The following is a 19,509-nucleotide window of genomic DNA, read 5'->3' as shown; positions in this document are numbered from 1 at the left end:
TTTTTGGTCGTCTTCCTAAAAAATTGAATCAATAAAATCTGATTCAGTTCTCCACCTATGGCTATCAGGATGAATGGATTTGTGGGGATTCGCCATGATGAAAAATACTGAATCCAACGCCATACAACTTATTCAGGAATTGCATCGTTGGCCGATGTTGCGTACAAGCCCAGCAAACAACCGGTAAAACCGCCAGCCACATTGGTTGAAAGGATATCTCCGGAAACGGTACCACCCAAATTTACAAAATCGGTTCCGTTGGTTGAATAGCTAAATTCATAGTCGTTGCCATTGGCCTGAACTTTTAAATGAACCGGATTTTTGATGTCGATCACGGTGCTGGCAACAATTTTCGATTCCACCTGCCGGCTTCTTCGTGGCTTTTCATTACGTTCCAACAACAAATAGTATTCGTCCCCTTTTTTGGTGATTCCAAAAACATAGTTCGAATGCTCGTTTTGAAGCGTCACAATACCGGCCAAATCCTTTTCCGAAGCTGGTTTGTAATCCAGTGTCGTTTCAAACGAAAAGATTTTATGTTGTTGACGGTGGAACAAGGTCGAAGTCGGCTTCACCTCTTTGATATTCACCGGGAAAGGTTTGATTTGCAAGCCTTTTTTTGTTATCGTCATAAAATCTTCGCGGGGCCCGCGTAAGCCGATCCAGCGATAATCGAGTTTTTCAGAATCGAAATTTTCGGTGAAGGTGAAGTTGCCGTTGGGAAAGAAACCGGCTTGCCCGGTTTTGTTTTCCACCCCCTCAGGCATTTTCAGTTTAGGCTCCATAGGAACCAAGCCGTTTTCGAACACTGGAAATTCGCCCGACCAATCGACAGGCAGAATAAAGGTTTCACGGCCGGTATTCACCATGTCGTCTTCATTGGGCCGAATGGCCAGGAATACGCCGTAATATTTTCCATCGGGACCTTCTACAATATCGGCATGACCAGCCCAATCAACTTTATTGGCGCGGTCTCTGGGGAAGTGGCGCTGGGTCAGAATCGGATTGCTAGGCGCGGGTTTATACGGTCCCCGGGGATTGTCGCTACTAAAAATCACCTCGCTATGCCAGCCTCCGGTTCCTCCTTCGGCACACATCAAATAGTATTTGCCATTCTTCTTGTAAATATGAGGAGCTTCAATCCAGATGGGTTTTTTGGACAGGTCAACTCCGCCATCGACAATAATTTTGTCGGTTCCGGCAATCACCTGGTCATTTTCCAAATCATAGTCCCAAATTTTAATCACCCGGTGTCCGTTGTACAGCTCTTTTCCCTGGTCGGGCGCATCGTTATGCACCACATAAGCTTTTCCATCTTCATCAAAAAACATCGACGGATCGATGCCGTTGAATTTCAATTTGATCGGATCGCTCCACCCTTGAAAAGGATCTTTGGTCTTCACCACAATATTCCCAAAATCACCGGCAAACTGCGTGGTAATCATGTAGAACGTGTCGTTTAAGGGGTTGTATTTGATGGCTGGCGCATAAACCCCGGCGCTGATACCCGTGTCGTGGACTTTCAACTGTGAAGTGCGTTCGAGCACATGCCCAACTTGTTTCCAGTTTACCAAATCGTTAGAATGAAAGATTGGTACGCCCGGAAACATGGCAAACGACGAGCTCACCAAAAAATAATCATCGCCTTTTCGCGTGATAGCCGGATCGGGATAACAACCTTGCAAAATGGGGTTGTAAAACTCATCGGCCTTCAATGGATTGTCTTTATATACCTGATCGTCGCCTTGATAAACAGCTTGGGTAAACACAGGCACATTTTTATTTTGACTAAATCCTGCAAGGGTGACCAGACTCATAAAAACGAACAACAAACCAACTGGCCTTCTTTTTAAGGACCTGTGTCCACCTAAATTTACTCTTTTCATCTCTAACTAAATTTAATATTTTCAAAATCAAACACTTAATATCTTTTGAATGGATTTTTGACCACAGACTTACTCCGGAGTGACAACTAGCTTAAAAAGCAAGTGTACAAATTTGCACTGGCTATCTTTCCAAACGTTGAAATCGTGGTGACCGTCAGGAATAACATGATAAATAGGAGGAACTTTTTTTACCGGATAGGTTTTCATAATGAATTTAAGTCAGGTTTAAGGTTATTTCAAAACTTTAACAATCGTAAAATTAAACCATCAACAAAGTCACTGATATCAATTTTAGATATATGATTTCAAAGTTTAGATATTTGAGCAGGAATGGCAGCCCTGTTAAGCGAAAAATCGATTGGGATTTGAAGCATGCATAGCAATCCTCTCAAATAAAAAAGGTGCAAAAAACTGGTCTGCATACAAAATCGGATGGATGGGTTTTTAGTCGCAATGACTACCTGGAAGTCTGCACAAAAGCAGAAACTCGCTGTATTCAAACCTGAGAGCGGAACGAAAAAAACCCGCTGGCACCAGCGGGTTTTAAGATTAGTAAACGTGTAAGTCAACCCCCTTATTGAAGACTCACAAAAGGTACTTTTACTACCTTTGCCTTTAATAGTTTATTGCGCACTTTCACATAAATCTCTGTTCCGAAAGCCGAATATTCTTTTGCCACGTAGCCCATGCCAATCCCCTTATTTAACATGGGAGACTGCGTTCCCGAAGTCACATAGCCAATGACCTGCCCGTCATTGTCCGTCAGTTCATAGCCATGCCGGGGAATGCCGCGATCAATCATTTCAAAGCCTCTCAACTTCCGGCTAACGCCTTCCGTTTTCTGAACCGAAAGTAATTCCTTGTCGATAAATGAATTTTCATCGTTGAACTTGGTGACCCAACCCAATCCGGCTTCGATGGGCGAAGTGGTATCGTCGATATCGTTGCCATACAGGCAAAATCCCATCTCGAGCCGCAAAGTGTCGCGGGCACCCAGCCCAATGGGTTTAATGCCAAATTCTTCACCGGTCTCAAATAACGCCTTGTAAATTTGCTCCGCATGCTGGTTGGCAAAATACAATTCGAAACCGCCCGAACCGGTGTAGCCAGTTGCCGAAATAATCACATCGTCAACACCGGCAAATTCGTCGGTTACGAAGGTGTAATATGGAATATCTGAAAGATTAACCTTGGTGAGTTTCTGCAGCACCTCAATGGCTTTTGGCCCTTGAACAGCCAACTGGCTCATTGAATCGGATGCATTTTCCAAGACTGCACCTTCCTTATTATTCGCCACAATCCAATTCCAGTCCTTGTCAATGTTCGAGGCATTGACCACCAGCATGTATTTATTGGGTTCGTAATAATAAACCAGCAAATCATCAACAATGCCTCCTTTCCCATTCGGAAAGCAAGTATATTGTGCCTGTCCCATCCGGAGCCTGGAAATATCGTTTGATGTCAGCTTCTGCACCAAAGCGGCAGCATTCGGTCCTTTCACCCAAAACTCGCCCATATGCGACACATCAAACACGCCAACCCCATTTCGAACAGTCAGGTGTTCATCTTTGATTCCGCTAAACTCGACAGGCATTTCGTAACCGGCAAATTCAACCATTTTGCCCGCGGCTTCTTTGTGGAGTTGATTAAAAGCTGTTTTTTTCATCGGTTTTTATTTGAATTTGTAAAAATAGACCTTAAGTATTCGCTTTTTCATGAGGAATATCAGAAAAAATCTGCTGTATAGCAATGATTATATGAAATTCATACAATATATCGTATATTTCACATCAAACCGAAAATTTCGATTATGAATACCAAAAAACTAACCAACTTAAGGTACCTGGAAAAAGCGACTGGCGGAGAAGTTGAAATTATGAAAGAATTCATTGAAATGTACTTCGAACAGATTCCGGATTTTCGCCAAAAACTCAGAACATATTTAGAAAACAAACAATGGCGCGAGTTGGGAAACATTGCGCGAATGGCAAAATCTTCAGTTCTCACCTTTGGAATGTTTAACCTGTCGAAAAACCTCAGCACCCTTCATTTTAAAACCTACAAAGAGTGTGGATACGATTCGTACGTGAAATACGTCGAAGAATTTGAAACGGTAACATATGCTGCCGATCTTGAATTGAAAGAGGCTTTACACAAATTATCGAACACCCATATTCATCTACAGTCAAAATAGCTCACGCTATCGGCCTTAAGAGCTACATTTTGCAGAAGCCGGCGTCATTAAACGACTCACAGCTTGAGTAATTTTGTTGATTTGGGCTAATGAAACCTACGCATCTGCGTTTGGCTCCTGCCTGAGGTTCGCATTATAAATCAATTTTTGCTATTATTGTATGCTTAAAAATTGATGCAAGAATCATGTCGGAAAAAAAATACACAAGCCTGACCTATTTAAAAGAAATAACGGGAGGCGAAGATGAAATTCTGAAGGAATTTATCACCATGTTTTTCGAACAGCTTCCGGAGTTTAAAGACGGGCTTCATGAGCATTTAAATGCCAAGCGATACAAAGAGTTGGGTGAACTGGCCCACAAGGCCAAATCATCAGTCATGACTTTTGGCATGGAAGATTTGGGCTGGAAGTTGAAAGAACTGCAACTGAAAACGCAAAAACTGGAAGACATTGATTCCTACCCAGACTATGTCAGTGAATTTGATTTGGTGATTAGCCATGCTGAAAGAGAACTTCAAGAAGAAATGGACAAGCTAAAGTAAATTTAAAAGAGGCGTCCCTTGCAGGACAGCCTCTTCTATTTGTTATCTGCTTCTGAATTTCAATTCCTCGTCCTCCAATTCAATAGCAATGGTCTGATCGATTCTCACCTCGCCTGCCAGTATCTTTTTCGACAATTCATTCAAGACATGCTTTTGCAGCAAGCGGTTAACCGGCCGGGCGCCGTATTGCGGGTCGTAGCCAACTGCCGCCAGCCAGGCCACTGCTTCGTCCGAAATTTCGATTTTCAAATCCTGGTTACCCAAGCGCCGCACAATCCGGTTGAATTGAATCTTGACAATCTCCCTGACATCTTCGCGGGACAAAGGCGTAAACATGATGGTTTCATCAATCCGGTTCAAAAACTCGGGACGAATGGTTTTTCGCAGCAAATTGAAAATGGCTTGCCGGGTTTCTTCGTACACCTCGGCTTTGTTCTTCTCATTCATCCGCTCAAAACCTTCCTGGATAATTTGCGATCCCAGGTTTGAAGTCATGATGATGATCGTGTTTTTGAAGTTCACCACCCGGCCTTTGTTGTCGGTCAGGCGACCATCGTCCAACACTTGCAGTAAGACGTTAAACACATCGGGGTGTGCTTTTTCAATTTCGTCAAACAGGACCACCGAATAGGGTTTGCGCCGGACGGCCTCGCTCAGCTGGCCACCTTCATCGTAACCCACATATCCCGGAGGCGAGCCAATGAGACGAGTGACGGAAAACTTTTCCTGATACTCCGACATGTCGATGCGTGTGATCATGTTTTCATTGTCAAACAAGTACTCAGCCAAAGCTTTCGCCAGCTCCGTTTTGCCAACTCCGGTGGTTCCCAAAAAAATGAACGAACCAATCGGACGTTTTTCATCCTGCAAACCAGCCCGACTTCGTCGTACGGCATCAGCCACTGCATGAATCGCTTCCTGCTGTCCAACCACGCGCTTGTGCAAATCTTCTTCCAGGTGCAGCAACTTGTCGCGTTCGCTTTGCAGCATTTTCGACACCGGAATGCCCGTCCAGCGAGCCACCACATCAGCAATATCTTCGGCATCCACTTCTTCTTTAATCAGCGAATCGCCTTGTATTTTTTGCAATTCATCCTGAAGGTGGACAATCGCTTCTTCGGCTTCTTTGATCTTCCCATAGCGAATTTCGGCCACCTTGCCATAATCGCCCGAGCGCTCGGCCTGCTCTGCTTCAAATTTGAAATTTTCAATATTTGTTTTGTTCTGCTGAATTTTGTCGATCAACGACTTTTCCATTTCCCACTGGGCTCGGTATCGCGACTGCTCCTCCTTCAGATTGGCAATTTCTTCTTTCAGCAAGGCCAACTTGCTTTCGTCTTTCTCGCGCTTAATGGCCTCGCGCTCAATCTCCAACTGTTTAATCCGGCGTTCAATTTCATCCAATTCTTCCGGAACCGAGTCCATCTCAAGTCGCAACTTCGCCGCGGCTTCGTCCATCAGGTCAATGGCCTTGTCTGGCAAAAAGCGATCGGAAATATAGCGCTGCGACAGCTCTACCGCCGCAATAATGGCATTGTCCTTTATGCGCACTTTGTGGTGTCCCTCGTAGCGTTCTTTCAATCCGCGAAGAATGGAAATCGCGCTCAAGGTGTCCGGCTCGTTCACCATCACAATCTGGAAACGGCGCTCCAGGGCCTTATCTTTCTCGAAATATTTTTGGTACTCAGCAAGTGTTGTTGCTCCAATCGCCCGTAACTCGCCGCGAGCCAGCGCCGGTTTCAAAATATTGGCGGCATCCATGGCACCTTCACTTTTACCAGCGCCAACCAAGGTGTGAATCTCGTCGATAAAGAGAATCACCTCACCATCCGACTTGACCACCTCATTGACAACTGCTTTCAAACGTTCTTCAAACTCGCCCTTGTATTTGGCACCGGCAATCAGCGCCCCCATATCGAGCGAGAATAGCTGCTTCGACTTTAAGTTTTCGGGGACATCGCCTCGCACGATACGGTGCGCCAAGCCTTCTGCAATCGCTGTTTTACCGGTTCCCGGCTCTCCAATCAGCACCGGGTTATTTTTTGTGCGTCGGGTTAAAATTTGCAAAATCCGCCGAATCTCATCATCGCGTCCAATCACCGGATCGAGCTTTCCGCTTCGTGCTTTTTCATTCAAATTGATTGCAAACCGATTCAATGAATTGAACTGGTCTTCGGCGGTCTGACTGTCAACCTTAGCTCCCTTACGCAAGTCGGCCACTGCAGCACTTAGCTCCTTACGTCCAACACCATTGTCTTTCAACAGGGTGGAAACCGTATCGCCGGTTTCAAGCAGCGCCATCAAAATGTGCTCAACCGACACAAAATCATCCCCCATCTTTCGAGAAATATCAAGTGACTTCTGCAAGGCTTTGTTTGTATTTCCGGCTAAGTAGGGCTCGCCGCCGCTCACCTTCGGATAGGATTCGATGATTTTACTAAGTGCTTGTTGAAAAATACCGGTATTCACCCCGAGTTTCTTCAGCAAAAAACCCGTGACGTTTTCTGCAGCATGTAGCAAACCTTTCAACACATGTGCGGTTTCAATAGCCTGCTGATTATTGGCCTGGGCAAGCTCAAAAGCATGCTGAACGGCCTCCTGTGCTTTAATCGTAAAATTGTTAAAATTCATAGGTTCCTCCTTTTAATCACAATTAAAACGGCTGCGAACAAGAAACTAACCAATTAAAATAGACGAAGAAAAAACAGACATTTTGTCGCATCAAAACAACTGGGAAGGAAGATTTTACAGGAAGGTGAAAAAATACAAGTTCATTTTGACAGTTTATTTCAATAAAAAAGGATGGCTGGGACCATCCTTTTTTCTAACTTAACCAAACCTATCTCTATGAAAAAAATTACTTGTCTTTTTGCTAAATCTTACAATACAAATGTACGGCGAATTATAGTTAAGAACTTTCAAGCAACGTTAAGAAATGTTAAGATTTTGATTCGAAAAAAACGCTTAATTACACGTCAATCTCATCCTTATTCTTCTTGTTTTTAATATATTTGCAACCACCCGGTTCGGACATAAGTCGTCAAATCTGGAAAATTGATCAAAATCAGCTGCAAATCAGCGTAATGAGCGAGCTGCTGAACTAAAAAATGTCGACTTCGCTTGACGAAAAATATTGAATAAATTTTGAATAAATATTATAATTTTTATTAATCCACAAAAATCGCTTATGGCAAAGTATGTTTATACATTTGGTAATGGCAAAGCCGAAGGTAACGTCAGTATGAAAAACCTCATTGGAGGAAAAGGAGCTAACCTGGCAGAAATGAATCTTATTGGAGTTCCGGTCCCACCGGGATTCACAATTACGACAGAAGTTTGTACGATTTATACGCAGCAGGGCCACGATGCAGCAGTATCAGCTATCAAAAAAGAGGTAGAAGAAGCTGTAGCCCTTATTGAAGATTTAACCAATACCAAGTTTGGAGACAAAGACAACCCTTGTCTTGTTTCTGTTCGCTCCGGAGCCCGCGTTTCAATGCCGGGAATGATGGACACGGTGCTAAACCTGGGGTTAAATGATTTAGCCGTTCAAGGAATCGCAAAAAAATCAGGTAACGAACGATTTGCCTGGGACTCTTACCGTCGATTTGTACAAATGTACGGCGACGTTGTTCTGGGAATGAAACCCGAAAGTAAGGAAGACATTGATCCGTTTGAGGCCATCATGGAAGACCTGAAAGAAGAAAAAGGCATTGAACTGGATACGCAATTCACCACAGAAGACCTCAAATTATTAGTTATCCGTTTCAAAGAAGCAGTGCTAAAAGTAACCGGAAGAAGTTTCCCCGATGATCCATGGGAACAACTTTGGGGAGCTGTTTCAGCCGTATTCGACAGCTGGATGAACGAGCGTGCCATTTACTACCGGAAACTCAATAACTTCCCGGCTGAATGGGGAACAGCAGTTAACGTTCAGGCCATGGTTTACGGAAACATGGGAGAAACATCAGCAACTGGTGTCGCTTTCACCCGTGATGCGGCAACTGGCGAGGACATTTTCAACGGCGAATACCTGATCAATGCCCAAGGGGAAGACGTGGTTGCAGGAACACGTACACCACAACAAATCACTTTGGAAGGAAGTAAGCGTTGGGCAGAATTGGCTGAGGTTAGCGAAGAAGTTCGGAAAGCAGAATTCCCTTCGCTGGAAGAAACCATGCCACGTTTGTATCAGGAACTGATGGAGATTCAGGAAAAACTGGAAAACCACTACAAAGACATGCAAGACCTGGAATTTACCATCCAGGATGGCAAACTTTGGTTGTTGCAAACCCGTAGTGGAAAACGGACCGGTGCTGCCATGGTAAAAATCGCTGTCGATATGCTCGAACAAGGCATGATTGATGAAAAAACGGCCTTGATGCGTATTGAGCCAAACAAACTGGACGAATTGCTCCACCCGGTATTTGACACTACCGCTCTTGAAAGCGCTAAAATTTTGGCCAAAGGTCTTCCTGCATCACCGGGAGCTGCCACCGGACAAATCGTGTTTTTTGCCGATGAAGCTTCAAAATATGAGAATTCCATTCTCGTGCGGATCGAAACTTCGCCAGAAGATTTGGAAGGAATGAACATTGCCCGTGGTATTTTAACTGCCCGTGGTGGTATGACTTCACACGCTGCTGTTGTTGCCCGCGGAATGGGTAAGTGCTGTGTATCAGGAGCTGGCGCGGTTAAGATCAACTACAAAACCCGCGTGATGACCATCGACGGCAAAGACTACCAGGAAGGTGACTGGATTTCATTGAACGGAACCACCGGACAAGTTTTCGATGGTAAAGTAAAAACCATGAACCCTGATTTGGGCGGCGATTTTGGTAAAGTCATGAACCTTTCGGACAAATTTGCCCGGATGACCGTACGTACCAATGCCGACACTCCAAACGATGCAAAAGTAGCCCGCGATTTCGGAGCGCAAGGGATTGGTCTTTGCCGCACTGAGCACATGTTCTTTGAAGGAGCAAGAATTAAAGCCATGCGCGAAATGATTCTTTCCTCAACTGTAGAAGGACGCGAAAAAGCACTGGCCAAGTTACTGCCCTACCAGCGTGAAGATTTCGAAGGGATCTTCGAGGCCATGGAAGGTTATGGCGTAACAGTTCGTCTACTTGATCCGCCATTGCACGAATTTGTTCCTCACCAGCAAGCCACTCAGAAAGAACTGGCCGAAGAAATGGGAATCTCTCTGGATGCCGTCAAATCAAAAATTTCGGATTTGGAAGAATTCAACCCGATGCTCGGACACCGTGGATGCCGTCTGGGAATTACTTATCCTGAAATTACTGCTATGCAGGCCCGTGCCATCATTGAAGCTGCACTGAACCTGAAAGCAAAAGGCGTGGACGCCCGACCTGAAATTATGGTTCCGCTGGTGGGAACGGTTGCCGAGTTTAAAAACCAGGCCGACATCATCCGCTCAACCGCCGAAAAGGTATTTGAAGAAAAAGGCGACCGCATTGATTACCTGGTCGGTACCATGATCGAAATTCCGCGTGCAGCGTTGACCGCTGACCACATTGCGGCAGAAGCTGACTTCTTCTCATTCGGAACCAATGACCTGACCCAAATGACCTTGGGATATTCTCGCGATGATGCTGGAAAATTCCTGCCAGATTATTTGGAGAAAGGTATTCTGAAACAAGATCCATTCCAGGTACTTGACCAAAATGGTGTTGGCATATTGGTGCAAATGGGTGTTGAAAAAGGCCGTTCAGTAAAAGAAAAACTGAAAGTTGGAATTTGTGGTGAGCATGGTGGAGAACCAAGCTCTGTTGAATTCTGCGACGGTGTAAACTTAGACTACGTGAGTTGTTCGCCTTACCGCGTGCCAATTGCACGGGTGGCTGCCGCTTTGGCCAATATCAAGCACAGCAAATAGTCAATTCATTGACTGACAACACACATAAAAGCCGTTTCAGGAAATCCTGAAACGGCTTCTTTTGTTAAAAAGGTCTGCTATTAAAAGCACAGGAAACAGAACAAGCGATCTGCTTCCGAAGCTACTTATTTTTTTAGTTTGGCATCCATCGTAATTTTGATGGCTCCAAGCGCCTGCGAAACCGGACATCCTTCTTTGGCTTTCACAGCCAACTTCTGAAACGAATCTTCATCAATCCCAGGCACATCGGCTTCTACTTCCAAGTGACTTTCCGTGATTTTAAAACCACCGTCAACCTGATCCAATTTAATGTGGGCCACTGTATTGACTGCTTTAGGCTCATAGCCTTCACCATCCAAAATATTTGAAAAAGCCATTGAAAAACAGCCAGCATGAGCCGACCCAATCAACATTTCAGGATTCGCACCTACGCCATCTTCAAATCTGGATTTAAAACTAAATGGAAATTCTGTGTCGCTGTTGACGAATTGCATCCGACCATTTCCATCTTTCAAATTTCCTTGCCAAAAAGCTTTTGCTTTGTTTATCTTCATCGTTAATAAAAATTTATTGATTTATACTCGATCTAATTATTACAATACAAATGCCGGACTAGAAAAAAAATAGAAGCCGGCAGCACCAAACCTTCCGGGTGCTTAAGATACCCCTTTTAGGTTCGACTTTAAGAAGAACAAGCTGAAAAAGTTTCTGTTCAAATAGGGTTGAAAAGTTGCCCCAGCCCAGGCAAAACATCCACACTTGATCACGAAAAGCGATCGCCCTGCATTTTCTCAAAAATCAAAAATTATAAGCGATAACATTGGCTGTAGGCAAATTTAGCTGTAATTTGCACACGGCTTGCTTGCACTCATACAGAAACCTAATCGATAGCGTATGCTTCCTTTTGTGAATAACACCGGACTTTATACCGACCATTATGAATTGACCATGGCCCAAGGCTATTTTTTAAGCGGGCGCCACGAAAAAAAAGCCTGCTTCGACTATTTCTTTCGAAAAGCCCCGTTTGGAGGTAGCTTTGTCGTTTTTGCCGGTTTATCATCGGTCCTTCAGATGATCGAAAATTTCAGCTATACAAAAAATGACTGCAACTATTTAGAATCGGTCGGTTTCGACAGCCGATTTGTCGAGTATTTGCAAAGCTTTTCCTTCCGGGGAAACATTCATTCGGTGAAAGAAGGTGAACTAATTTTTCCGAACGAGCCAGCCTTGCGGGTTGAAGGAAGCATATTGGAAACCCAGCTTGTGGAAACTTTGGTGCTAAACATGCTGAATTTCGAGTCGCTGATTGCAACCAAAGCCTGTCGCATTCGTCAGGCTGCAGGCAACGAAGTCCTGCTGGAATTCGGTTTGAGAAGGGCGCAAGGACTGGGCGGAATCAATGCCAGCCGAGCCGCAATCATTGGAGGTTTCGATAAAACATCGAATGTTTTTAGCGCTCGTCACTTTGGCCTTGAAAGCAGCGGAACCATGGCCCACTCCTGGATTCAGAGTTTTAGCGATGAGCTGGAAGCATTTCGCGCCTACGCCAACCATTTCCCCGATTCGTGCACCTTGCTGGTTGACACCTACAACACCTTGAAAAGCGGAGTTCCCAATGCCATAACCATTGCCCGCGAACTTCGGGAAAAAGGGCATCAACTGGTTGGCATCCGGCTTGACAGTGGCGACCTCACCTACCTCAGTAAAAAAGCCCGCGCCATGCTGGACGAAGCTGGTTTTCAGGAAGTAAAAATTGTGGCTTCGAACCAGCTCGATGAAACCATCATCCAGAGTTTGCGGTCGGAAGGTGCACCGATTGATGTGTTTGGCGTTGGAACCTCGATTGCCACGGGCCAAGATGACGCGGCACTGGACGGTGTTTATAAACTCTCGTTTTATGATGGCAAACCCTCCATCAAAGTATCCGAAAACCTGAGTAAAATGACCTTGCCCGGAATCAAAACAATCGATCGGTTCGTGGACGGAGAGAATCGGTTTTGTGCTGATGGAATTTCGTTGGGTCATGAAACTGGGTACAACGAAATTTTTCACCCAACCGAAGCAGGAAAACGTAAAAACGTAACCAGCTGCCACAAAGAAAACCTGATTCATCAGGTGATGCGAGACGGAAATTGCATCGAGAAAGAGCAAGCGCCAGGGGATATTGCAGCTTTTACCAAATCACGACTTCAGCAACTCCCCGAAGAACATAAACGATTTTTAAACCCGCATGTTTATAAGGTAGGAATCAGCAAGGAATTGTTGGAAACACGAAATGATTTGGCTAAGCAATACCTGAAAAAAGATTCCTTCTAAATAAAAAGACACGAGACTATGAAAGCACTACTAATCGTTGATCTTCAAAACGACTTTTTACCTGGCGGTGCACTTCCGGCACCAGATGGAAAACAAATCATTCCGGTTGTCAACAAACTCCTGGATCGGTTTGAACTGGTGATTGCTTCCAAAGACTGGCACCCGGAAGACTCCATTCATTTCGAAAAATGGCCTTTGCATTGCCTGGCCAACTCCGAAGGAGCCGCATTCCCGGCAGGGCTGGAGCAATCGAAAATTAATACTGTGGTATTGAAGGGAACACGAAACAGCGATGACGGCTACTCGGCCTTCGAAGCGACCAATTTGCAACTCAACAACTATCTGGCGGAAAATAAAGTGGACGAACTTTATATTTGCGGGCTAACCACCGAGTACTGTGTGAAAAACACCGTATTGGACGCATTAGATGCCAATTACAAAACGTACGTTTTTCGCGATGCAGTGGAAGCTGTGAAGGCTAAAGCAGGCGACGAAGAAAAAGCCTGGCAGGAAATGCAGTCAGCGGGAGCTTCTATTGTCTATTCTGAAGAAATTAGGAAAAACGCGTAATTTCCATCCGCATACCTGCACCTAAAAAAAGTCCTCCGCCAAAGACGAAGGACTCCCAAATTGATTGATTATTTAAAGCTTAGAAATGAGCCGAAAACTGAATGCTGACCGTCGGAGCTAAACGATATCCGTGGGCGTAACGCTCAAAATACATGTCGCCATAGCGATAATATACCTGTGGCCCCACCCTAACGAGTTCGCATTGAAATGGCAAATGACTGAAAACCATGTGCCGGGGAATCTCAATTCGAACATAGCCAATCCCATGATGATGGCGATAATAGTGACCTCCGTAGAAATAATAGTCGCCGTGCGCATGGTGGTGAATTCTTACCGGGTTGATATGAAATCGCTTGTAAACATGTCCATATTGGGGATGATGATAGGCGTATTTCCTGTTATGCTTGTAATAGCTGTTCCACTGCTTCTTGCTGTATTTGCTTGATTTAGCCGATTTGCTCCAATGCGCTTTTCCCTTGGGTTGATAATCACGATCCGAACGAACCTGTCCGCGATTACGATTTAAACCAGAAGCGCTGTTTGAACTGCGGTACTCGCGGCTACTGCTTTTAAGCTGCTTGTTCCGGTCAACTTGCTGATAGGCATTGTCGTTGAAGCGCTTGGTTTTTTTGGCCTGCCGAACTTCTTTTTTTAAGGTATTTCGCTGTGTACCTGTTTCCCTGCGTTGTGCTTCCGCATGCACTCCCGTCATCACTGCTGCAAGTGTAATCATCAATGCAATCAGTCTCATTTTTCTTGTTTTCATGGCTTCCAGTTTTAAAGTTTAACATTGAATGTGCTGGTGCCTGTATTTACCGGTAATCAGTTGTTTGCTCCTAAACAAAGCGCATGCCAAACACACACGAACCTAGCTAACAACAACTTACACATCAAACATGAAAGGAACATTTTTGAAAATCTACTTTTTTAATGACAATAGATTACTAATTTTGCACAAAAATTTAGCGTGATGGGGCGAATATTGGCCATAGATTATGGAAAAAAGCGGGTTGGACTGGCAGTTACGGACCCCCTTCAAATTATTGCCACCAAATTAACGACCGTGCGCAGTCACGACATCTTTGATTTTTTGAAAGCCTATTTTCAAAAAGAAGTGGTGGAAAAAGTGATCATTGGGTATCCACTCCAAATGAACAATGAAGCCTCCGAAGCCGTTTTGTATATCAATCCGTTTTTGAGGCGGTTTCAAAAGCTCTATCCGGATATGCCCATTGAACAAGTTGACGAAAGGTTTACCTCAAAAATGGCTTTTCAAACCATGATTGACGCGGGCCTGAAAAAAAAAGACAGACAAGACAAAGGAACGGTTGATGCAGTGAGCGCAACAATTATCCTGCAGTCCTATATGGAACAACAAAAATATAGACCATGATTTACCCTGTAACCGTATACGGCGACCCACTTTTACGGAAAGTGGCTCAGCCGATCGACAATGACTTTGAAGGTTTAAAAGAACTGATTGACAACATGTTTGAAACCATGTACCATTCAGAAGGTGTTGGATTGGCCGCACCTCAAATTGGAAAATCGCTACGAATTTTTGTTGTTGACGCCAGTTCAGCAGCTGATGAAGATGAACCCGAACTTGATGGGTTTAAGAAGGCGTTTATCAATCCCGAAATTCTGGAACGCACAGGCGATCATTGGGTGATGAACGAAGGGTGTCTGAGTTTACCGGAAATCCGCGAGGACATTAGCCGCCCGGAACATGTGAAAATAAAATACCTCGACGAAAACCTGGAAGAACACATTGAAGAATATGGCGGTTTTGCAGCCCGTGTCATCCAGCATGAGTACGATCACCTGGACGGCGTCCTGCTGATTGATTACCTCAGCCCGCTGCGAAAACGAATTTTAAAAAGCAAGTTGAATGCCATTTCAAAAGGAAAAGTGAACACTTCGTACCGTATTGTTCTACCCGGGAAAAGTAAGCTCGTCTGAGTTTCGCGGGGTTTTACCCCCCTATTTTGTATCGTTCATGAAATAGAATCGAAAATCGCAAACTCAAAAGCACGCTATTCGTAAACTGTCAGAAAAATTACTGATAGTGGCATTTTTCGCGAATAACCCCTTTACAAAAATTTTGTCTTTCTGGTTGATTGGAATATTGGCCGGGAACTTTTTGCCTTGGGCCGGACTGGTGTTTCTCATTCTACTCCTGGCTTTCGGCGTACTTGTGGCTATCAAACTTAAAACCAAAAGCTACCCATTCGACCTCTATCTCTCTGTTTTTTTGTGCCTTGGTTTTGTATTAGTGGCCTGTCTTTCCGTACCGAGACAAAAAATTGAAGGGGAAGACAGCCAACAACGCTTTGTTGCTACCCTTTTGGAATACCCTACTGAAAAACCAAATTCGTACCAGGCACTTATTCACATCAATTGGGCCGACTCTGCATCGTTTCACAATCAAAAAATACTGGCTTATTTCGAAAAGTCAGACTCAATTGCCACGTGGCAGCCCGGCGATCAGCTTGCAGCAGTCAGCAACTTGCAGCGCATCCAAACCCAAGGCGATCCGTTTGCCTTCGACTACCAGCGGTTCATGGCCAACCGCCAGGTTTATTTCAGCATCTACCTGGCCAGCCGCAACTACCATTTCATTTCAACCCAAAATCATCTTTCAATTTGGTTTCGGGCCGAACGATTCCGGGCTGCGTTGATTCGGGTGCTGCGCCAACACATCAAAAATGAAGAATCGCTGCAAGTGATATCAGCCCTGACTTTGGGCTACCGGAAAGAACTATCGCCGGAAACACGTTCATACTTTGCATCAACAGGAGCCATGCATGTGCTGGCCGTTTCGGGTTTGCATGTTGGCATGATTTACTTATTTCTGACAATCCTTTTGGGCTTTCTGAAACGGTCGTCAGCGGGGCGGATTGGCTTTTTCCTTACCATTGGCAGCTTGTTGTGGTTCTACGCGCTGCTAACCGGATTTTCACCGTCTGTGCAACGGGCAACGCTCATGTTTAGCTTCATTTTGTTTGGAAATAGCTTAAAGCGTCCGGCAGCCATTTACAATTCAATCGCTGCATCGGCTTTCTTTCTTTTGCTCATCAATCCGCGGCTGCTCACCGAAGTGGGCTTTCAACTTTCCTACGCTGCCGTCATCAGCATTGTCTTTTTCTTTCCACGACTAAAAAAATGGATTCAACCGAAAAACAAACTTCTCGATAAAATGTGGCAACTATTTTGTGTGTCGGTGGCCGCCCAAATAGGAACATTTGCGCTCACTATTTTTTATTTCAATCAATTTCCAACCTACTTTTGGCTCAGCAACTTCCTGGTGTTTCCAGCCGCTTACCTCATTCTGGCCGGCACCTTCCTGCTGCTCATTTTGTCTCCTGTGGGTTGGTTGGCTGTCCCAATTGCCAAACTCCTGGCTGGTGTTACTTTTTCAACCACTTTTCTGCTACAAAAAATAGCTCTACTCCCCTACTCGCTAGTCGAAAACATCAGTCTTACATCCGTAGAATTATTCCTTTTGATATCGATGGGGGCCACTTTTATTTTCTTCATCAAATTCAAAAACAAAGGACTCCTGTTTGGAACAAGCGTCCTTCTACTCGGATTTTTATTGTTTGGGCTCTCGCAAAAATTGAGTTTGCTAAACCAAAAAAAGTACATTATTTATGCCCGGGAACAAAGCATCCACCTCATCAATGGCAGGAAAAACTACCTCATCTGTCCGGAAGTGAACCAAGCCCTTCCCGCTTCAATCAACCATGCTGTGCGCGAGTTGAAACTCGATTCGCCAACCATCATCTACCTGGACTCATGCAAGCAATTTGCCAGCAACGACTTAATTATCGACAAGCAATTCATCCTGTTCTTAGATCAAACTTTTCAATACAACGAAACTAAGAATCATCCTAAAACCCAGCACAATGAAATGATCGAAAGCGATAAAAGTCAACCAGAAGGCTTCGATCCGGCTTCCGAAACAAAGATTGATTCAGTGATGAGAAAAGGCACAATTTTAAACCTCGCAAACCTGCGGCCGCAACAAACAATTATTGCTGATTTATAATCAGATATCCGGGAACACAACGATAAGCCCGAGGCTAAACAGCCGAAAAACAACTACAAATACATGGAAGTTGTTGTTTTTATACTTTACTTTACCGGGCTGAATTTTTGAAAAAGGAGTGACGAATTATGAAGGTTGTTATTGTAGGTGCCGGCGAAGTTGGAACACACCTTGCCAAGATGCTGAGCAAGGAGAACCACGACATTGTTCTGATGGACGAAGATGCCGACAAACTGTATCATATATCCAGTCAGGTTGATTTGCTGACGGTGACTGGCATGGCCAATTCGTTTCGCGATTTAAAGGAAACCGGACTATCCAAAGCCGATTTGTTCATTGCTGTAACACCCTATGAAGAGCGAAATATTTTTGCTTGTGTGCAAGCCAAAGATATGGGCGTGCAGCGAACCGTTGCCCGAATAAACAATAGCGAATATTTAACCGACAAATACAAGGAAAAGCTTCGCAACCTGGGCGTTGATGAATTGATTTATCCGGAAAGCCTCGCCGCCAAGGAGATTGCATCGTCAATCAAACAAGTGGGAACCCGGCAAATGATCGAATTTTCGCAAGGCAAACTAACCCTGATGGGGGTAAAAATCCGCGAAAATGCACCCATTCTCAATAAATCGCTCGAAGAATTAACATACATCAATTCCGATATCCGGGCAGTAGCTATCAATCGCGAAAGCGAAACCATAATCCCCAATGGGAAAGACTGTATACACGATGGCGACATTGTCTTTTTCATTACCACGCGCGCCAATCAGAACCGGGTGTTTGAACTGGCGGGGAAGGAAATTTTCGCCGTTCGTAATGTCATGATTCTCGGAGGTAGCCGAATTGCCCAGAAAACGGTTGAACGCCTTGGCGACAGCTACAACATTAAAGTGATTGAGAGCGATAAGCTTCGCAGCCAGCAAGTGGCCGACCGGTTTGAAAACATTCTGGTGATTCAGGGCGATGGTCGAAACCTGGAACTGCTGAAAGAAGAACGCATCGAACGGATGGATGCCTTCATCGCCGTTACCGGAAATTCAGAAACCAACATACTCTCCTGTCACCTGGCCAAAAGCCTGGGTGTAAAACGGACGGTTGCCGAAGTGGAAAATATCGATTTCATGGGAATTGCAGAAAACATGGATATTGGCAGCCTGGTCAATAAAAAGCTGATTGCTGCCAGCTACATCTACAAATATACGTTGGGCGCCAAAGTCGCTCAGGCCAAATGTCTGACAGCTTCTGACGCTGAAGTTTTTGAGTTTATTGCCAAAGAAGGTTCCCGAATCACGGAATGTCCCATTAAGGATCTTGAATTTCCTGAGGATGCTAAAATCGGTGGATTTATCCGCAATGCGAAAGGCTTCGTCGCCAAGGGAGAAACACATATTCAGGCAAACGACAAAGTGGTTGTTTTTGCGCTACCTTCGGCCATCAAAAAACTGGATAAATACTTTAAGTAATCTTGCAGGCCATGCTCAACTTCAAAATAATCTTTCGAGTTCTGGGTTTTTTGTTGGTTGTCGAAGGTGTCTCCATGCTGATTGCTATGGGCGTATCAGCCATTTATCAGGATGCCGGACTCATGGCACTGCTCAATTCGGCACTCATATGCCTGGGGGTTGGTTCCTTAACTTTGCTGGCAACAAAGGGAGCCGACAAAAAAATTGGGAAACACGAAGGTTTTGTTATCGTCAGCTTGGTTTGGGTGGTTTTTTCCTTCTTCGGAAGTTTACCCTACCTGCTCAGTCACTCCATCCCATCGCTGACCAACGCCTTTTTCGAAACCATGTCTGGTTTTACAACCACGGGCTCGTCTATTTTAAATGATATTGAATCACTTCCAAACGGCATCCTGTTTTGGCGTAGCATGACCCAATGGCTGGGAGGTATGGGAATCATTGTGTTGTCGCTGGCCATTTTACCAATCTTTGGTATTGGGGGCATGCAGCTTTTTGCAGCCGAAGTTCCGGGACCGACACCCGACAAGATCAGCCCGAGAATCAGTCAAACCGCAAAAAGCCTATGGATCATCTATTTCGGATTCACCA

At 44.7% G+C, this 19,509-nt stretch carries 15 protein-coding genes; 10 read left to right on the top strand and 5 right to left on the bottom strand.

What is annotated here, in order from left to right; all coding sequences use genetic code 11:
• Positions 1-128: 128 nt before the first annotated feature.
• Positions 129-1,886: a glycoside hydrolase family 43 protein gene (locus NC99_RS10225; RefSeq protein WP_053183294.1), complete on the bottom strand. Its 1,758-nt coding sequence runs from the start codon at positions 1,884-1,886 to the stop codon at positions 129-131.
• A gap of 574 nt (positions 1,887-2,460) precedes the next feature.
• A complete protein-coding gene (gcvT, locus tag NC99_RS10220) occupies positions 2,461-3,552 on the bottom strand; it encodes a glycine cleavage system aminomethyltransferase GcvT (RefSeq protein ID WP_053183291.1) in 1,092 nt (363 codons plus the stop codon).
• Between the two features lie 144 nt (positions 3,553-3,696).
• On the opposite strand from gcvT, the gene NC99_RS10215 reads away from it, so the two are divergent.
• Both NC99_RS10215 and NC99_RS10210 read left to right on the top strand, forming a co-directional pair.
• On the top strand, positions 3,697-4,080 hold the full coding sequence (locus NC99_RS10215; protein WP_053183288.1) for a hypothetical protein: 384 nt from the start codon (positions 3,697-3,699) through the stop codon (positions 4,078-4,080).
• A gap of 185 nt (positions 4,081-4,265) precedes the next feature.
• The gene (locus NC99_RS10210; RefSeq protein ID WP_053183287.1) at positions 4,266-4,622 is read left to right on the top strand and encodes an Hpt domain-containing protein; all 357 of its coding nucleotides are present in this window, start codon (positions 4,266-4,268) and stop codon (positions 4,620-4,622) included.
• 42 nt (positions 4,623-4,664) lie between these two features.
• Here the strand turns inward: NC99_RS10210 and clpB are convergent, their stop codons facing one another.
• Complete coding sequence (clpB, locus tag NC99_RS10205) at positions 4,665-7,253, bottom strand: ATP-dependent chaperone ClpB (RefSeq protein ID WP_053183284.1); 2,589 nt, start codon at positions 7,251-7,253, stop codon at positions 4,665-4,667.
• Between the two features lie 556 nt (positions 7,254-7,809).
• Between clpB and ppdK the strand changes: the two genes are divergently transcribed.
• Positions 7,810-10,521, top strand: a complete 2,712-nt coding sequence (gene ppdK, locus NC99_RS10200; RefSeq protein WP_053183282.1) for a pyruvate, phosphate dikinase — start codon at positions 7,810-7,812, stop codon at positions 10,519-10,521.
• A gap of 125 nt (positions 10,522-10,646) precedes the next feature.
• Here ppdK and NC99_RS10195 read toward each other — a convergent pair whose 3' ends face one another.
• Positions 10,647-11,075: an OsmC family protein gene (locus tag NC99_RS10195; RefSeq protein ID WP_053183279.1), complete on the bottom strand. Its 429-nt coding sequence runs from the start codon at positions 11,073-11,075 to the stop codon at positions 10,647-10,649.
• Positions 11,076-11,415: 340 nt separating this feature from the next.
• Between NC99_RS10195 and NC99_RS10190 the strand changes: the two genes are divergently transcribed.
• Complete coding sequence (locus NC99_RS10190; protein ID WP_053183276.1) at positions 11,416-12,837, top strand: nicotinate phosphoribosyltransferase; 1,422 nt, start codon at positions 11,416-11,418, stop codon at positions 12,835-12,837.
• Positions 12,838-12,855: 18 nt separating this feature from the next.
• A complete protein-coding gene (locus tag NC99_RS10185; RefSeq protein WP_053183274.1) occupies positions 12,856-13,407 on the top strand; it encodes an isochorismatase family protein in 552 nt (183 codons plus the stop codon).
• A gap of 79 nt (positions 13,408-13,486) precedes the next feature.
• On the opposite strand, the gene NC99_RS10180 is transcribed toward NC99_RS10185, so the two are convergent.
• Positions 13,487-14,173: a hypothetical protein gene (locus tag NC99_RS10180; protein ID WP_053183272.1), complete on the bottom strand. Its 687-nt coding sequence runs from the start codon at positions 14,171-14,173 to the stop codon at positions 13,487-13,489.
• Positions 14,174-14,377: 204 nt separating this feature from the next.
• On the opposite strand from NC99_RS10180, the gene ruvX reads away from it, so the two are divergent.
• The 5 genes from ruvX to NC99_RS10155 form a co-directional block, all read left to right on the top strand.
• Positions 14,378-14,800, top strand: coding sequence for a Holliday junction resolvase RuvX (gene ruvX, locus NC99_RS10175; RefSeq protein ID WP_053183270.1), 423 nt, complete (start codon positions 14,378-14,380; stop codon positions 14,798-14,800).
• Positions 14,797-15,369: a peptide deformylase gene (gene def, locus NC99_RS10170; RefSeq protein ID WP_053183268.1), complete on the top strand. Its 573-nt coding sequence runs from the start codon at positions 14,797-14,799 to the stop codon at positions 15,367-15,369. The genes ruvX and def overlap by 4 nt, the downstream gene beginning before the upstream one ends.
• A gap of 154 nt (positions 15,370-15,523) precedes the next feature.
• Complete coding sequence (locus NC99_RS10165) at positions 15,524-17,458, top strand: ComEC/Rec2 family competence protein (protein WP_157624761.1); 1,935 nt, start codon at positions 15,524-15,526, stop codon at positions 17,456-17,458.
• Between the two features lie 128 nt (positions 17,459-17,586).
• Positions 17,587-18,921 (top strand): Trk system potassium transporter TrkA, encoded by a 1,335-nt coding sequence (gene trkA, locus NC99_RS10160; RefSeq protein WP_053183264.1) that lies wholly within the window; start codon positions 17,587-17,589, stop codon positions 18,919-18,921.
• Between the two features lie 11 nt (positions 18,922-18,932).
• The coding region (locus NC99_RS10155) for a potassium transporter TrkG (protein ID WP_316930795.1) at positions 18,933-19,509 on the top strand (577 nt) is incomplete at its 3' end.

It is taken from the genome of Sunxiuqinia dokdonensis (assembly GCF_001270965.1).
Taxonomy (GTDB): Bacteria; Bacteroidota; Bacteroidia; order Bacteroidales; family Prolixibacteraceae; genus Sunxiuqinia; species Sunxiuqinia dokdonensis.
The sequence above is the reverse complement of the archived record's forward strand: the minus strand, read 5'-3'. Positions and strand labels throughout refer to the sequence as shown.

What these genes read in the sequence shown, in the direction of transcription:
- NC99_RS10210 (WP_053183287.1), top strand. Translation starts at nt 4,266, where the DNA reads ATGTCGGAAAAAAAATACACAAGCCTGACCTATTTAAAAGAAATAACG.
- NC99_RS10225 (WP_053183294.1), bottom strand. Translation starts at nt 1,886, where the DNA reads ATGAAAAGAGTAAATTTAGGTGGACACAGGTCCTTAAAAAGAAGGCCA.
- NC99_RS10190 (WP_053183276.1), top strand. Translation starts at nt 11,416, where the DNA reads ATGCTTCCTTTTGTGAATAACACCGGACTTTATACCGACCATTATGAA.
- ruvX (WP_053183270.1), top strand. Translation starts at nt 14,378, where the DNA reads ATGGGGCGAATATTGGCCATAGATTATGGAAAAAAGCGGGTTGGACTG.
- NC99_RS10185 (WP_053183274.1), top strand. Translation starts at nt 12,856, where the DNA reads ATGAAAGCACTACTAATCGTTGATCTTCAAAACGACTTTTTACCTGGC.
- clpB (WP_053183284.1), bottom strand. Translation starts at nt 7,253, where the DNA reads ATGAATTTTAACAATTTTACGATTAAAGCACAGGAGGCCGTTCAGCAT.
- NC99_RS10215 (WP_053183288.1), top strand. Translation starts at nt 3,697, where the DNA reads ATGAATACCAAAAAACTAACCAACTTAAGGTACCTGGAAAAAGCGACT.
- gcvT (WP_053183291.1), bottom strand. Translation starts at nt 3,552, where the DNA reads ATGAAAAAAACAGCTTTTAATCAACTCCACAAAGAAGCCGCGGGCAAA.
- trkA (WP_053183264.1), top strand. Translation starts at nt 17,587, where the DNA reads ATGAAGGTTGTTATTGTAGGTGCCGGCGAAGTTGGAACACACCTTGCC.
- NC99_RS10195 (WP_053183279.1), bottom strand. Translation starts at nt 11,075, where the DNA reads ATGAAGATAAACAAAGCAAAAGCTTTTTGGCAAGGAAATTTGAAAGAT.
- ppdK (WP_053183282.1), top strand. Translation starts at nt 7,810, where the DNA reads ATGGCAAAGTATGTTTATACATTTGGTAATGGCAAAGCCGAAGGTAAC.
- NC99_RS10180 (WP_053183272.1), bottom strand. Translation starts at nt 14,173, where the DNA reads ATGAAAACAAGAAAAATGAGACTGATTGCATTGATGATTACACTTGCA.
- def (WP_053183268.1), top strand. Translation starts at nt 14,797, where the DNA reads ATGATTTACCCTGTAACCGTATACGGCGACCCACTTTTACGGAAAGTG.